Annotated in this window: 12 protein-coding genes and 1 riboswitch; of the genes, 5 read left to right on the forward strand and 7 right to left on the reverse strand. The window is 74.6% G+C overall.

Features of this window, described 5'->3' with window-relative positions; genetic code table 11:
• Nucleotides 1-25: 25 nt before the first annotated feature.
• The 3 genes from ACIQOE_RS34335 to ACIQOE_RS34345 form a co-directional block, all read right to left on the reverse strand.
• The gene (locus ACIQOE_RS34335; RefSeq protein ID WP_351323845.1) at nt 26-313 is read right to left on the reverse strand and encodes a YkvA family protein; all 288 of its coding nucleotides are present in this window, start codon (nt 311-313) and stop codon (nt 26-28) included.
• A 39-nt stretch (nt 314-352) separates the two neighbouring features.
• Entirely contained in the window at nt 353-1,519 is a 1,167-nt protein-coding gene (locus tag ACIQOE_RS34340) for a hypothetical protein (protein ID WP_362647002.1), read from the reverse strand.
• A 303-nt stretch (nt 1,520-1,822) separates the two neighbouring features.
• Complete coding sequence (locus tag ACIQOE_RS34345) at nt 1,823-3,187, reverse strand: FAD-dependent oxidoreductase (protein WP_351323841.1); 1,365 nt, start codon at nt 3,185-3,187, stop codon at nt 1,823-1,825.
• Nucleotides 3,188-3,452: 265 nt separating this feature from the next.
• Between ACIQOE_RS34345 and ACIQOE_RS34350 the strand changes: the two genes are divergently transcribed.
• Nucleotides 3,453-4,511: an NAD-dependent epimerase/dehydratase family protein gene (locus tag ACIQOE_RS34350; RefSeq protein WP_365567191.1), complete on the forward strand. Its 1,059-nt coding sequence runs from the start codon at nt 3,453-3,455 to the stop codon at nt 4,509-4,511.
• A gap of 15 nt (nt 4,512-4,526) precedes the next feature.
• Here the strand turns inward: ACIQOE_RS34350 and ACIQOE_RS34355 are convergent, their stop codons facing one another.
• The gene (locus ACIQOE_RS34355; RefSeq protein WP_401415635.1) at nt 4,527-6,815 is read right to left on the reverse strand and encodes a C40 family peptidase; all 2,289 of its coding nucleotides are present in this window, start codon (nt 6,813-6,815) and stop codon (nt 4,527-4,529) included.
• A gap of 8 nt (nt 6,816-6,823) precedes the next feature.
• Nucleotides 6,824-6,998: riboswitch (cyclic di-AMP (ydaO/yuaA leader) on the reverse strand.
• Between the two features lie 344 nt (nt 6,999-7,342).
• Here ACIQOE_RS34355 and ACIQOE_RS34360 point away from each other — a divergent pair.
• Nucleotides 7,343-9,289, forward strand: coding sequence for a DUF1996 domain-containing protein (locus ACIQOE_RS34360; RefSeq protein WP_401415860.1), 1,947 nt, complete (start codon nt 7,343-7,345; stop codon nt 9,287-9,289).
• A 40-nt stretch (nt 9,290-9,329) separates the two neighbouring features.
• Here ACIQOE_RS34360 and ACIQOE_RS34365 read toward each other — a convergent pair whose 3' ends face one another.
• Complete coding sequence (locus tag ACIQOE_RS34365; protein ID WP_399009249.1) at nt 9,330-9,947, reverse strand: lipoprotein; 618 nt, start codon at nt 9,945-9,947, stop codon at nt 9,330-9,332.
• 249 nt (nt 9,948-10,196) lie between these two features.
• Between ACIQOE_RS34365 and ACIQOE_RS34370 the strand changes: the two genes are divergently transcribed.
• The 3 genes from ACIQOE_RS34370 (at nt 10,197) to ACIQOE_RS34380 (ending at nt 13,180) form a co-directional block, all read left to right on the forward strand.
• Nucleotides 10,197-10,655, forward strand: coding sequence for an NAD(P)H-dependent oxidoreductase (locus ACIQOE_RS34370; RefSeq protein WP_351323836.1), 459 nt, complete (start codon nt 10,197-10,199; stop codon nt 10,653-10,655).
• Between the two features lie 106 nt (nt 10,656-10,761).
• Nucleotides 10,762-12,906, forward strand: coding sequence for a hypothetical protein (locus ACIQOE_RS34375; protein ID WP_401415638.1), 2,145 nt, complete (start codon nt 10,762-10,764; stop codon nt 12,904-12,906).
• A gap of 22 nt (nt 12,907-12,928) precedes the next feature.
• Complete coding sequence (locus ACIQOE_RS34380) at nt 12,929-13,180, forward strand: hypothetical protein (RefSeq protein WP_362646988.1); 252 nt, start codon at nt 12,929-12,931, stop codon at nt 13,178-13,180.
• 22 nt (nt 13,181-13,202) lie between these two features.
• Here the strand turns inward: ACIQOE_RS34380 and ACIQOE_RS34385 are convergent, their stop codons facing one another.
• Together ACIQOE_RS34385 and ACIQOE_RS34390 are read right to left on the reverse strand one after the other, a co-directional pair.
• Entirely contained in the window at nt 13,203-13,340 is a 138-nt protein-coding gene (locus ACIQOE_RS34385; RefSeq protein WP_351323833.1) for a hypothetical protein, read from the reverse strand.
• A 299-nt stretch (nt 13,341-13,639) separates the two neighbouring features.
• Nucleotides 13,640-14,248, reverse strand: coding sequence for an ATP-binding protein (locus ACIQOE_RS34390; protein ID WP_401415641.1), 609 nt, complete (start codon nt 14,246-14,248; stop codon nt 13,640-13,642).
• Between the last annotated feature and the right edge of the window lie 294 nt (nt 14,249-14,542).

Consider the following 14,542-nt stretch of genomic DNA (forward strand, 5'->3'; position numbering starts at 1 on the left):
ACGCACCCGGGCGGCACCGGCGGGCTCAGAGTTCGGGGTCCTCGGCCGGCAGGACCTTGGCGGCGCGCATCGAGCGCAGGGCCAGCAGCAGGACCCCTATGTCGTCCAGGTAGATCGGGTCGGGGAGCAGGTCGGTCGGGAGCACCAGGTACAGGACGGCGCCCCAGAACACCCAGCGCGGTCCGGTGGGCAGCCCGGCCTGGCGCAGGCTGCGCCGGGTGCGGACCAGTCGTACGAGCACGGTGACCGCTCCGGCGAGCAGGGCCGCCGCGACGATCGCGCAGATCACGAGCACGGTCGTGGTGGTGTCCATGGCTGTCCTGTCGTCCCGCCCCGGTCCGGCCCGGGGTTCTCACCGGTCCGTCTTCCCGCTTTCGTCCCCGGGCATCGCCGTCGGGCCCGGATTCTCCTTCGGCGGCCGCAGGCCCTTGAAGACCCGGGTGAACTGCTGGAGCGGAGAGGCCGGTTGGGACGACGGCAGGGCGGCGGCGGGAGCGTCGCGGAGCGCGGCGAGCGCCTCGTCGGCCCGCTGCGCGGCCTCCTTGTACAGGTCCCGGGACCTGGTCATGGCCTCCAGCGCCTCGGCGTACTGCGCGACCCGCTCGCGTTCGCGGGCCAGTTCCTCCTCCAGGGTCATCAGGGTCCAGTGGTCGCGCAGATCGGCCAGCGCCTCCTCGGCGCCCTGCGGTGCGGGCTTGGGCAGCGCGGCGAACCGGCGCAGGACGGCGATGAGTTCGGTGGACCGCGAGCCGTCGAGGAAGACGCTGCGCACCGCGTACTGCGACGCGTCGTAGTCGGCCGGTGCCGGGTCCGGGGGCAGCAGGACCGCACCGCCGCGCGGTACTTCGACGCCGAGGTCGCGCACCGCCCAGTTGACGGCCCGGAACTGCTGCGGCGTGGCCCGGTGTTCCACGACACGGTGGGCCAGGCCGGGCGGCAGCTGCCGGACCAGCGGCTGCCGGCCGAGCGTGTCGGGCGTCATCGCCTCGTGCACGACGAGGTTGACGCACCAGGCGTCCTTGGCCGCCTCGCGCAGCACCCGCCGCATGTCCTTGTCGTCGGCGGGCAGCGGGTTGACCGTGCGCAGCCGCACGCCCGCGACGGCCGGGTGGTAGTCCCAGGCGGCCTCGCCGCCGTCCCCGGCCTCGTCGCCGTCGGGCCAGAACACCGTGGCCGGTGAGGGCCAGGTCTCGTCCCAGGGCCGTTCGGCCTCGGCGACCAGCTGCCACTCGCGTCCGGCCTGCCGTGCCACCAGGGTGAGCCGGGCGCGCACCGTCACCGCGCCCTCGTCGACGCGCCAGCGGGCCTCGAAGACCCGCGGTCCTGGCATCTCGGGCACGGCGGTCTCGGCGGGGCCGGGAGCTCCGGCGGGTTCGGCGAAGTCGTCGACGGCGCCGGTCTCCTTGCGGCGGCGCAGGATCCGGCGGATCACCTCCTCGGAGTCCGGGCCCGTGTGGCGGCCACGGGCGGCCCAGACGGTCGGCGGGAGGACGGCACGGTCGGTGGCGGAGTTCGACATGGGCCAATCTGCTGATGGGGGCGGGTCGTGCGTTCCAGTATCACTGCTCGGGAGCGTGTTCCACAGGGTGGGTGCCTCCGCGCCCGGGGAGTGCGCCGCGCACCCGGGGTGTGCGCCGGGTGCGTCGGCGACGCCGGTTCACCCGTGTCCCGGACCGGGCGGATTCCGGACAATGGTGCGGTGAGCGGGGCCCGTTCGTCCATCCGCATCGGAGCGGGCCCCGCTCGCCGCGCCGGACGGGAGAGGGGCCGCCGGTGATCCGGCGGCCCCCCTTTCCAGCTCTGCGAGCGCTTCAGCGGCGTGTCACGCGCCACTCTCCCGGAGCATGTCCTCGCGTTCGACGAGCTTGACGCGTTCGCGGCCCTGGGGGGTGCCGAGGGCCTTCTCGGCGGCGTCCAGCTTGTACCAGCCTTCCCAGGTGGTGAAGCGGACGTTGCGCTCGGTGAGGAAGGCGTCGACGGCCTCCGGGGCGGGAGCCTCGGGGGTGTGCAGGCGGCCGGAGGCGTAGTCGTCCAGGAGGCTGGCGACGGTCTCGTTGGCGTCGCCCTTGGTGTGGCCGATCAGACCGATGGGGCCGCGGCGGATCCAGCCGGTGACGTAGGTGGAGCGCAGGTGGTTCCCGGACTCCTCGATGACGCGGCCGGCCTGGTCCGGGACGGTGCCCGAGTCGATGTCCCAGGGCAGCTTGGGCAGCTTGTCGGAGAGGTAGCCGACCGCCCGGTAGACGGCGCCGAGGTCCCAGTCGGTGTGCTTGCCGGTGCCCTTGACGTTGCCGGTGCCGTCCAGGGCGGTGCGTTCGGTGCGCAGGCCCGTGACCTTGCCGTCGGTGCCGAGGATCTCGGTGGGCGACTCGAAGAAGTGCAGGTAGAGCTTGTGCGGGCGGTCACCGGTGTCGCGGATGGCCCAGTTCTCCAGGGTCTTGGCGACCATGTCGGCCTGCTTGTTGCCGCGGCGGGTCTGGATCGAGCCGGTGTCGTAGTCGATGTCCTCGGGGTCGACGATGACCTCGATGTTCGGGGAGTGGTCCAGCTCGCGCAGTTCCATCGGGGAGAACTTGGCCTGGGCCGGGCCGCGGCGGCCGAAGACGTGGACCTCGAGCGCCTTGTTGGCCTTCAGGCCCTCGTGGACGTTCGGCGGGATCTCGGTGGGCAGGAGTTCGTCGGCGGTCTTGGCGAGGATCCGGGCGACGTCCAGGGCCACGTTGCCGACGCCGAGGACGGCGACCTTCTCGGCGTGCAGCGGCCAGGTGCGGGGCACGTCGGGGTGGCCGTCGTACCAGGAGACGAAGTCGGCGGCGCCGTAGGAGCCGTCCAGGTCGACGCCGGGTATGCGCAGTTCACGGTCGGCGGTGGCGCCGGTGGAGAAGATCACCGCGTCGTAGAGGGACCGCAGGTCGTCCAGGCTGATGTCGGTGGGGTAGTCGACGTTGCCGAACAGGCGGACCTGCGGCTTGTCCAGGACCTGGTGCAGGGCGGTCACGATGCCCTTGATGCGGGGGTGGTCGGGAGCGACGCCGTAGCGGATCAGGCCGAACGGGGCGGGCATCCGCTCGAAGAGGTCGACGGACACGCCGGGCTCGGCGGCCACCTCGGACTTCAGCAGGGCGTCGGCGGCGTAGATCCCGGCCGGGCCGGCACCGACGATGGCTACCCGCAGGGGGCGCGGCATGATCAGGTTCCCTTCGAGTGATGACAATCGATCGAGTGAAGACAATCGATCTCGAACGGGAAGCCTAAACTAAGGCAGTCCTAAGTTAGTACGCGGGTCCGGTCTATGACCCCATAAGTCGACCTTATGACCTCTCTCGGGTCCTGCTTATGCCCGGGAGACGGTACAGCTCCGCTCCCGGACCTTGGCGGCCGCCCCCGGCATGCACCAGCCTGTCCCTGGCGGGACACCGAGCCGCGGTGGCCCAGGGGCGAGGGGTGGCGGCGTGGACGCAGGCGGGCAGACGACCGCGGCGGTGACCGGCGGCAGCGGATTCGTCGGCGGCCATCTGGTGCGCCGGCTCCTGGAGCGGGGCTACCGGGTCCGGGCGACCGTCCGCAGCGCCCGCGACGCGGCCAAGGTCCGGCCGCTGTGGGAGCTGCAGGAGGCCTTCCCCGGCCGGCTCGCCCTGTTCGAGGCCGACCTGCTCGCAAAGGGCTCCTTCGACGAGGCGTTCCGGGGCTGTGCGACCGTCTTCCACGTCGCCTCCCCGTTCCTGATGCCGGAGCGGATCAAGGACGGCAGGCGGGACGTGGTGGACCCGGCGCTGCACGGCACCCGCAACGTGCTCGCGAGCGTGGACCGCACGCCCGAGGTGACGACCCTGGTCCTCACCTCCACCGTGGGCGCGATCTTCGGCGACTACTGCGACGTCCGCGAGATGGCCGGCGGAATCCTCACGGAGAAGTACTTCAACACCACCAGCACGCTGACCGGCAACCCGTACCACTACGCCAAGACGCTCGCCGAACGCGCCGCCTGGGACGCCGAGGCCGCCCAGGACCGCTGGCGCATGGTCGCCGTCAACCCCGGTCTGGTCCTCGGACCCTCACTGACGCCGGCCTCCGAGTCCGGCAGCCTGTTCCTGCTGGACGAGCTGTTCAAGGGCCTGTTCTGCTACGGCGCCCCGGACTTCAGCTTCACCACCGCGGACGTCCGCGACGTGGCCGACGCGCACATCGCGGCGGCGGAGCGCCCGGCGGCGAGCGGCCGTTACATCGTGGCCAACGAGACGATGACGTCCTTCCACGAGATGTCCCGGATCATCCGCGCCCGCCGCCCCTGGGACCCGCGCCTGCCGCGCACCGCGCTGCCGCACTGGCCGGTACGGCTCCTCGGCCCGTTCTTCGGCCTCACCCAGGACTACATACGCAAACACCTGGGCATCCGCTTCCCCGTCGACAACGGCCGGAGCGTCCGCGAACTGGGCCTGGCCTACCGGCCCGTCGAGCAGACCCTCCTGGACCACCACGAGAGCTGGCGCACCCGGCGGCGGAGGGTCTGACCCGGACGGCCCGGCTCAGGCCGGGCGCACCACCCGGTGGATGGCCGACTCGCCGGCGTTGTAGATCGACTCCTCGCGGATGGAGGCGCCGGGGCTGGGCGCGTGGATCATCATGCCGTCGCCCGCGTAGACCCCGACGTGGCTGTCGTCGTCGAAGAAGAAGACCAGGTCACCCGGCTCGACGGCGGCATGCGTCAGCGGCGTGCCGGCGAAGGCCTGCTCCGGCGCGCTGCGCGGCAGCGACACCCCGGCGGCCCGCCAGGCGGCCTGGGTCAGGCTGGAGCAGTCGTACGACTCAGGACCGGTCGCGCCCCAGACGCAGGGCCGCCCGATCTGCGCGCGGGCGAACGCCAGCGCCTTCATCGCCTTGCCGGGCTCGGCCACGGCGGCGGGCACGAACGGCGCGGCCGGGGGAGCGGTGGGCAGCGGGTCGGCGACGGCCACGGGGGGCACCGTCGGGACGGCCGCGGTGACCACCGCGGGCATCGGCGGGACCGTCGCGACGGGGAGCGGTGCCGCGGCGAGCGATGCGGCGGCGGCCATCGCCAAGGGCGGCTCGACGGGCGCGGCGGGAGTCGCCAGCATCGCCCACGGCGGGTCCGCGACCGCCGTCGGCATCGGCGGCTGGGGTACGGCGGCCATGGCCGGGGCGGCGGCGTAACCGGCGGTGGCGTAACCGCCCATGTCCATGTCCACGGCGGGCGCGGCCACGGGGAGGCCCCCGGTGCCGAAGTCGGCCGACGGCATGCCGTACTGGACGGCGGGCGCAACGGCCTCCACGACGGCCTGGGGCGCGCCGGGATAGGCGACGGCCGCCCCCGGGAAGGAACCACCGGCCACCGGAGCCTGGCCGGGCACGGCGGTGGGGAAGGCGCCGGTGTCCGCGGGCGTCATGGCGGGGAAGGCGCCGGTGTCCGCCGGTGCCATGGCGGGGAAGCTGCCGGTGTCCGTCGGTGTCATGGCCGGGAACGAGCCGGTGTCGTCCGGCATCCGGAAGGTGCCCGTGGCGCCCGGCGTCATGACCCGGAAGGAACCGGTGTCACCCGGGCTCACGGCGGACGGCACGGCCGAGTCCATGGGCGCCGCGCCGGGAAGCCCGCCGCTACCACCGGGTGTCATGACCCGGAAGCCGCCGGTGTCCGCCGGGGGCTGGGGCTGGGGTGCGCCGGGGCTCATGATGCGGAAGCCGCCGGTGTCCGTGGCGGGTATCTGCGGGATGCCTCCGGTGTCACCCGGGGACATGGCCGGGAAGCCGCCGGTGTCCGCCGCGGACATGGGCTGAGGGGCGCCGGGGCTCATGACCCGGAAGCCGCCGGTGTCCAGGGCGGGTACCGCCGGGATGCCGCCCGTGTCGCTCGGGGGCATGGCCGGGAAGCCGCCGGTGTCCGCCGGGGGCTGGGGCTGGGGTGCGCCGGGGCTCATGATGCGGAAGCCGCCGGTGTCCAGGGCGGGTATCTGCGGGATGCCGCCCGTGTCGCCCGGGGACACGGCCCGGAAGGAGCCCGTGTCCGTGGCCGGTATCACCGGGATCGCCGTCTCCGTCACGGTCACGGCCGCGAAGGCGCCGGTGCCGGTCAGGGCGTCCGCCGCGAAGGCGCCGGTGTCGCCGTACTGGCCCGGCAGGCCGGCGGGGGCCGGCCAGTGCTGCGCCGGGGGCTGGGCTTCCGCGACGGGCCACGGCGTCGGGGCGGCCGGGGCGGGCGCGGCCGGTTCGAGGGCCGCGACGGCGCGCCGCCCGGTGCGCTGCGACAGGATCTCGCGCGCCTTGGCGATCTTCAGCTGGCTCCTGGTCTTGGACGCGCCCGGCGTCGCCCGCCTGGGCGCGGCGGCGGGCAGCGCCTTGGCCGCGGCGGACGGCCCGGGCGGCAGGGCGGCCTGGGAGCCGGCCGTCAGTTCCCGCTGCGGGCGCTCCGCCGGCTCGCGGACCACCTCGATGCCGCCGTTCGCGGACGGCCCCGCGGTCAGCTCCGGACGGTCCGGTCCGGAGTCCTCCAGCTGGCCGATCAGGTCGGCCGCCATCGCGCTGACGGGCCGGCGCGGGCCGGGACGGGCGGGCTGCCGGTCGGCGGGCAGCGCCGCCGGGACGCTCGGTCCGAGCCGGGAGCGCGCTCCGTCGAACCACTCACGGGCGATGCTCTCCAGGCCCGGGTCGTCACGCCGCGGCCGCTTGAACAGCGGGACCCCGCGGGACCGCGAGCCCCCGTTCATCGCACGCGTGGCGTTGTAGTTCCCGGTGGCGTTCTCGGCCTGGTCGTAGAGGCTGTCGATCCGTCGGCGAACCTCGTCACGGCTCTCGGGCGCCATGGGGGTCGTGCTCCTTCCGTACTCCGCCGACCGGGTTAGCTGTCGGGTTCGGGCGGGTCGATCCGGAAGGCATGCCCTACGGCCGCGGCCCCTCAGGGCGGTCGGCCGATTCACCCCAGTGGTTCGGTTGGGTCCCCGGCTCCGGAAAGCCCCGTTGGGCACCGGATTGGGCGGAGGCCGCGCGGCCCGACGGGATTCGCCGGGGGGAGCCGAGCGGCTTGCCCGTCAACCTAGCCAACTTGTGTCACTCGTGTGAAGGTTGAGGTGGCTAATGTCCGATACGTAATTGTGATGTTCGTCGTAGCGTTCGAGGTGCCGGACCCGCGCCGGGGCGGCCCGTACGGCGGCTTCCTATGAGATTGCCGTGAATTCGCGGGGCCGTTGAACACAGGGGTGCCGTGCCGCGTACAGGGCGGGGGGATTTCCATGCCCGGCCGACCACGACACGCAGGGGAACGACCTTGAGACCCAACAGGCGCAGACGCCCTACCGGCGCACAACGCGCGACCTTCGCAGCGGTCGCCCTGATGCTCGGCGGCGGAACACTGGTCGCGGTGAACGTCTACGCCTCGGCGACCGAGGGGAGTTCGGACCAGCAGACCGGGCAGACGGCCCAGGTGCTGTCCGCGCCCACCGTCTACTGCCCCGACGTCGGCAGCCGCCTGACCACCGTGCCCGACGCGGCGCGGGCCGACGTCGACGACGAACTCGCGCAGCTGGACCAGCAGATCGCGGCCGCCTACCAGCAGCTCAAGGAGCAGGCGGCGGCGATCCAGCAGGACCCCGGTGCCGCCGACGGGATGATCCTGGCGCCGCTGAAGGAGAAGCGGTCGCAGTCCCTGCAGCGGATCGCCGACGCCATCGGCCGTGCGGGCGACCGTCCGCAGGGCCTCGACGACCTCGCCGCCTGCACCCTGCGCTCCTCGGACCAGGGCAGCGGCGGCCAGTCGGCGTCGCCGCAGGACAGCGGCGCGCCGAGCCAGGGCGCGAGCGCGAGTGCGAGTGCCAGTGCAGGTACCGGCAGCGGCGGCCAGGGCGGCAACGGTCCCGTCGCCGCCGACTACGCCGACATCACCGGCGTGCAGCCCAACGCCGCGACCCCCGCCGAGCAGTCCGGCGGTTCCACCGGCACCTTCTCCTCCAGCTGCGGGGTGAACGCCAACGGCCTGTTCAACTCGGACAACGTGATCGTGGCGCCCGGCGTCTCCAACGGCGCCCACCACTTCCACGACTACATCGGCAACCAGTCCAACAACGCGTTCGCCAGCGACGACGACCTCGCCAAGGCCGACACGAGCTGCGCGGACCGCGGCGACAAGTCGACGTACTACTGGCCCGTGCTGCGGCTGCAGAACGGCAAGCAGGAGCGCGACGCCGACAAGCCGGGCGGCGGCACCGAGGGCAACGCCGGGCAGATCGTGACGGCGAAGCAGGTGACGCTCACCTTCGAGGGCAACCCGACCTCGAAGGTCACCGAGATGCCGCGGCTGCTGCGCATCATCACCGGCGACGCCAAGTCCTTCGTCAACGGCCCGGCCAACGCCAACGCCTCCTGGAGCTGTACCGGTTTCGAGGACCGGCAGCTCAAGGACAAGTACCCGCTGTGTCCCAAGGGCAGTGACGTGGTGCGCACGTTCAGGTTCCAGAGCTGCTGGGACGGCCGGAACATCGACAGCGCCAACCACCGCACCCACGTGGCGTTCGAGGCCGCCGACGGCAGCTGCCCGGCCGGGTTCGAGGCCATCCCGCAGCTGGTGCAGCGCATCGTCTACGCCGTGGACGCGCCGAGCCTCGCCGACGGCGGCCGCACGGTCCCGCTGTTCGCGGTGGACTCGTTCCCCGAGCAGCTGCACAAGCCGGTCACCGACCACGGCGACTTCATCAACGTCTTCGACGAGGACCTGATGCGGAAGATGGTCGACTGCATCAACTCCGGCCGCACCTGCGGCGCGGGAGCCGGCGAGCAGCCGCCGTCGCAGAGCGCCGAACCCGACCCGTCCGAGTCGGCGACCCCGCAGGACCCGCCGTCCGACACCGCGAGCCCGGTCACCGAGCCGAGCGACACCGCGGCCCCGGCCGACCCGCCGGCCGAGACCGGCAGCGCCGACCCGTCCGAGCCGGCGACCGAGCCCTCCGAGCCGGCGACCGAGCCCACCGCCACGAAGAACGGCTCGGACAGCTCGGGCGGCACCGGTCTGCCGCACGTCTACACGAGCGCCTCGCCCAAGAAGTCGTCCGGCACGGGCGGTGTCATCAGCAAGCCGACCGACCGGCCCGAGACCCAGGCCCCGGCCGACGCGCAGAGCCCGGCGGGCCAGGAGACCCCGCCCGGCACCGCGCCCCAGACCGAGCCGCAGGCCGTCCAGGGCGATCTCGCCGAGACCGGCGCCCACCTCTGGCCGGCCGTCTTCGGCGGGCTGCTGCTGGCCGCCGGGTTCGTCCTGCTGTGGCGCACCAGGTGGCGGTCCTCCTGACCCTGCGGCGTGCCCTCCCCGCCCGGCCCCGGTCCCGGGGTCAGGCGGGGCGCAGCGTCTGCCGGGCGAGTTCGAACGCGGGGAGCATCTCCTCGTGCTCCGCGCTGTCGAGCCCGCCCAGGTGCAGGACGACGGGTCCCTCGGGCGTGACCACGGCCAGGGCGGATTCCTTCTTGCTCTCGCCCAGCAGGTCGCTGGTGTAGTCGTAGTCGACCCGCGTCCCGGTCAGCCCGCCGGACGTGAAGGCCCGGTACCTGGCCCGGCCGGTGTGGCCCTCGGCGGCCACGAAGGCCCGGAGCACCGCGCCGGCGTCACCGCTTCCCGGCTCGCCCGTGGACACCCGCAGGAAGCCGACGGCCCCGGCGGGCTTCGCGTCGATCTCGCAGACCAGGGTCACCGGCCCCTGCCGCAGCAGGCTCTGCGCCAGGTCGTCGTCCGGGGCGTTCGAGGCGACCGCGGCGAGGCCGTCGACCGCCTCGGCCCGCCAGCCGCGGGCGGTGTCGAACGTGACCGGCAGCCGGCAGGCCGAACCGGAGCCGCCGACCGTGCCGCCGCTCTGGGCCGCCGCCTCGGACGCCGCTCCCGACACCGAGACGTCCGTCGCGCGTGCCGACACCCGGCATCCCGTCAGCAGCCCCGCAAGCAGCGCGAGCGCCACGGCCCTTCTCCCCAGGGTCCCCACCCGTCAGCCTCCCCTTCGGCGTTCCCGGCGGGTCACTGTAACCAAGGGCACCGGCCCCGGCCGACCCAATTCCCTGGCCGAGCCCGTACGGCCGCGGCCGTGCCGCCTCGCCTGTACGACCGAGCCCGTGCCGCCGTGCCCATGCAGCCGTGCCCGTACAGCCGCACCCCCGGCCGGTGCCCGTGCCGGTTGCCTCCGGCGGGCCGGGCACGGCAGGGTGCCGGTGTGCCCACCTTGCTGATCGTCCACCACACGCCCTCCCCGCACTGCCAGGCCATGTTCGAGGCCGTCGTCTCCGGCGCGACGGACCCGGACATCGAGGGGGTCCGGGTGGTGCGGCGGGCGGCGCTGTCGGCCACGGTCTCCGACGTCCTGGCGGCCGACGGCTATCTCCTCGGCACCCCGGCCAACCTCGGTTATCTCTCCGGCGCCCTCAAGCACTTCTTCGACCAGATCTACTACCCCTGCCTGGACGAGACGCGCGGCCGGCCCTTCGGCGCCTACGTGCACGGCGGCAACGACGTCACCGGCGCCCTGCGCGCCCTCGACTCCATCACCACGGGTCTCGGCTGGCGCCGGGCCGCGCAGCCGGTCACCGTGACCGGCGATCCCGGCAAGGCCGGCGTCGAGGCGTGCTGGGAACTCGGCGCGACCGTCGCCGCCGGGCTCGCCGACGGCGCCTGACCGCTCCCCGCCGGGTCCGTCGTCACCCGGACGGACGAAGGTGCGGGCGCCGGATCCAGGGCCCACGATGGGGTCAGGCCATGTCGTCGATCCGAGGGAGCGCCGGATGGCAGCGCGTCGCCGTGCCTCCGGGCCGCCCGCGGAGGAAGTGCTGCGGGAATGCGCCCACGACGTCGTGGACGTCGCCGAAGGCATCCGGGAGGTCTGCGCGCGCACCAGCTCCGTCCTGTTCGCCCCCGCGCTGACCGCGTCCGCGCGCCGCCGTCCGCGCACCGGCTGCGCGGCCCGCTGGGCGCTGCTGCGGGCGCTCACCGACCGGCAGGGGCTCGGCGGTGCGGCGGTCGTGGCCCCGGACGGGGTGGGGCGGCTCCTCGGCGCGGCGGGGGAGGCGCTGGGGAGGGAGAGCCTGGCGGCGCAGGTGGCGGTGGTCTCGCTGCGGCTGCGGATCGCCGCCGTCCTGCTCGGCCACCCCGAGTTCGCCCAGGACCCCGGCATGCGCCGGCTGAGGGCCGCGGTCGGCGCCGCCCCGGACTCCGAGGCCGTCCGCGCGCTGCGGGCCCTGCTCAAGGACCGGGACGCCCGGCGGTCGCTGGCCGGACCGACCCCGGTCCTCACCGAACTCCTCGCCGTCCACGGCCTGCTGGGCGAGAACCCGGTCAGCGACGAGACCGCGTGGGCGCTGGCCGCCGGCCGGGAGCTGGCCGCCGACCCGGCACGCCGCGTCAGCGCCGCGCACCCCCGCGCACCCGGTGCCCCCGACGGCGCCGTCCGGGCCGTCGAACCCTCCGCCCGGGAGGCCGGCGGCTTCGCCGTCGAGGGGTCGCTGCTCGGCTTCCTGCGCGGCCTCGACGCCCTGGAGGCCGAGGACCGCGTCCTGATCCAGGAGGTACGCGGCCCCGACGGCGTGCTCCGCTACGTCGTCCAGGCCCCCGGCACCACCCCCGGCCGCCCCCGCGGGTGCGTCCCGCCGGACTTCGCGGACGCCTGGCGCGACCTGTTCACGACCGACTCGCCGTACAGCCGCTCGATCCTGCTGGCGATCCGGCACCACGGCGTCCCGCGCGGCGCCGACCTCGCGCTCCTCGGACACGGCGAGGGCGGGACCGCCCTGCTGAACCTCGCCGCGGACGAGGAGTTCTGCCGCGCCTACCGGGTGACCCACGTGGTCACCGTCGGGGCGCCGGCCGGCCGCAGGGAACCCGCCGACCCGCGCACCTGGCTCGCCGCCGTCACCAACCGGCACGACATCGTCCCGTCCGCGGACGGCCCCGCGGCCGCCGCCCGCGGCCCGCACCCCAACCGGTACCGCGCCGACTACACCGGACCCGACTCCGAGTTCCCGCGCAGCCACCTGCTGAGCGTCTACATCGGCCACCTGGAGACGGTGGTCCCGCGGGCCGCCCGAGACATCGACGCGGCCCTCACGCGCTACCGGGGCCCGGTGGAGCGCAGCCGGGTCTACCGGCTCGGCGCCCGCGCCCGCCCGCCCGAGGGCCACCCCCTGCTGACCGTCCCCACCACCACCGTGCCCACGTCGGCGGGTCCGGTCGACGTGCCGGTGCGCTTCTACGACTCCTCCGCGGCGCACCTGTGCTTCCCGGTCGACCCCGGCGTCGCCCGCAGCCTGCTGCCGGACCTCGACTGGCTGGTCCCCACCCGCCTCGGGCGCCGCGCCCTGGCCGTGCTCTCCCTCTACGAGCACCGCTGCACCACCATCGGCCCCTACACCGAACTCGGACTCTCCGTCCTCGTCGACGACCCGTGGCGGCCGCACCCGTACGGTCTGGCCGGGGACCTGCTGCGCCGGGTCGACCTGCGCCGCACCGGCCGTTACGTCGTCGCGCTCGCCGTCGGCACCCGGGAGGCGCGGGCGGTGGCCGAGGAGGTCTGGGCCCAGCCCGCCGTGCACGCGGCCGCCGAGGTGTCCCTGCAGGGGCGTGAACTCCGGGCCGAGGCACCGGAGCTGGGCCTGAGTGTCGCGGGCCCCGCCGGTCCCGGAGTGCGCTGCCCCGAAGCGGACTGGGTGCTCTACGGGCGCCGCGGCGACAGCACCGTACGCACCCTGGTGCGGTCCGACGGCCGGCCGCGCGTGCACACCCGCCCCCGGGTTCGGGTGCGGCTCGGCGCCGTGCACGGACCGCTGGCCCGCCACGTCCAGATCCTCGAACTGGACACCGTCCGGCCGGGGTTCGTCCTGACCAGCCCGCGGTTCATGGCCCACAGAAGCGCCGGCGCGCAGCTGCCGCGCTGAACCCGAGAAGCAGGTGCGCCCCATGGTGACCGGATCCCGTCCCGCCCCCGCCGCCCCCGAACTCCTCGCCTACGCCGACGACCTGAGGGCGGACGCGGACCGGATGGACGGCTACGCGCGACGGCTGCGCGGCGCCGCCACCGCCCTGGCGGGCTGCGCCGGGGCACCGGACGGGAGCGGGCGCGCCCTGGAGCGGCAGGCGACGGCCTGCGCGGCCGCCGCGGCCCGGCTGCGCCGTGCGGCGCGGGCGCTGCGGGCCCACGCGACGGACTGACCGGGCGGCCACCGGCCGCGTGTCAGCCGCGCAGCGCCGCCTCCAGGACCAGCAGGCGATCGCCGCCCGGTACCGAGGCCCGGTCCGTGCCCTGCGGGCGGTGGCAGGCGAAGTCCGGCGCCACCGTGTCCACCAGGACCCACTCGGCGGCCCCGGCCACGCGGGCCACGGTCTTGGCGACGGTCCGTCCCGTTCCGGTGCCCCCTTCCGCCGCCGCCCCCTTCCCCCGCTCATGCGGAGCGGCCCCGGCGGCCGCGTCCCGTGCCGGACACCGGGCGGCCCGGGCCTCACGGGAGGCCCGGGCCGCGGGACGGGGTGCGGGTCAGTCCGCCGGGGTGGTGTGCGGTTGGTCGGGCCCGGGCTTGGGGCGGGTCCGGGTCCAGGACGGGTCGGCGGCGGGTGCGGGTGTGGGGGGATGGTTCATGGGACGACGTGCTTCCTGGGATGGGGGGCGGGTGGTCAGCCCGGTGCCGTCGACAGCTCGGCCCAGACGACCCGTGCGGTGGATCCCTCCGGTGCGAGGGTGACGCCCCAGTCGAGACTGAGCGCGTCGACGAGGAACAGCCCGCGGCCGTTCTGCTCGTCCGGTCTGGCCTGCCGGGGGGCCGGGAGCGTGTAGCTCCCGCTCTGGTCCTCGACCTCGATGCGGATCCGGTCGACGGCGGCGTGCACGCGGCAGATGATCCGCCGGCCGGCCGAGTGGACGATCGAGTTGGTGACCAGTTCGGAGGTCACCAGGACCGCGTTGTCGCGGGCCTCCTCGCCCACGCCCCACGAGGTCAGCAGCTCGCCCACGCTGCGGCGGGCGTTGCCGACCGCTCTGGGCGTCGGTGCCAGGTCGAAGGCCAGGCTGTGCGGGAGGGGCGCGTCCCCGGAGGCGAACCGGTCGAGGCCTTGCGGCCCAGGGAGTCGACCGAGGCGTTCGCCTCCGGGTGGTCGGGGGACACCGGTCGCGTCCGACGGGCGGCGCGGGCCCTCGGCACCGGCCGCGAGGGCCGGTCGGGGCAGTCCGGGTATCCGGTCGTCGGGCAGTCGGTCGAGCGGCTGGGGGAGAGCGGGCGGGGCCATCGCCGTGCGCCTTTCGTCCGGCTTCGCAGCGTGGGGGGCTGAGCGGTCGCATTCGCCCCGGGCCACGAGGGGGCAGACGACGACCGGTGCCTGGACGGCATCGGGCCGCAGTTCAGCCTCCCCCAACTGGACTGCTTCGCCTGCTCCTTGGTCGACCGGAGCAGTAGGTCCACTCTGGCACCTGCCAACATCGCCTCGCAACCGGCAAGTTGAAAATTGCAAGAAGCGAAGTGCATGCTGCTCCCGGCAGGAAGTGATCCAATGAGTCCGCGAGCCGCTCACCGGTCTGTGAGA

The organism is Streptomyces sp. NPDC091282, assembly GCF_044757385.1.
In the GTDB taxonomy this organism is placed as follows: Bacteria; Actinomycetota; Actinomycetes; order Streptomycetales; family Streptomycetaceae; genus Streptomyces; species Streptomyces gramineus.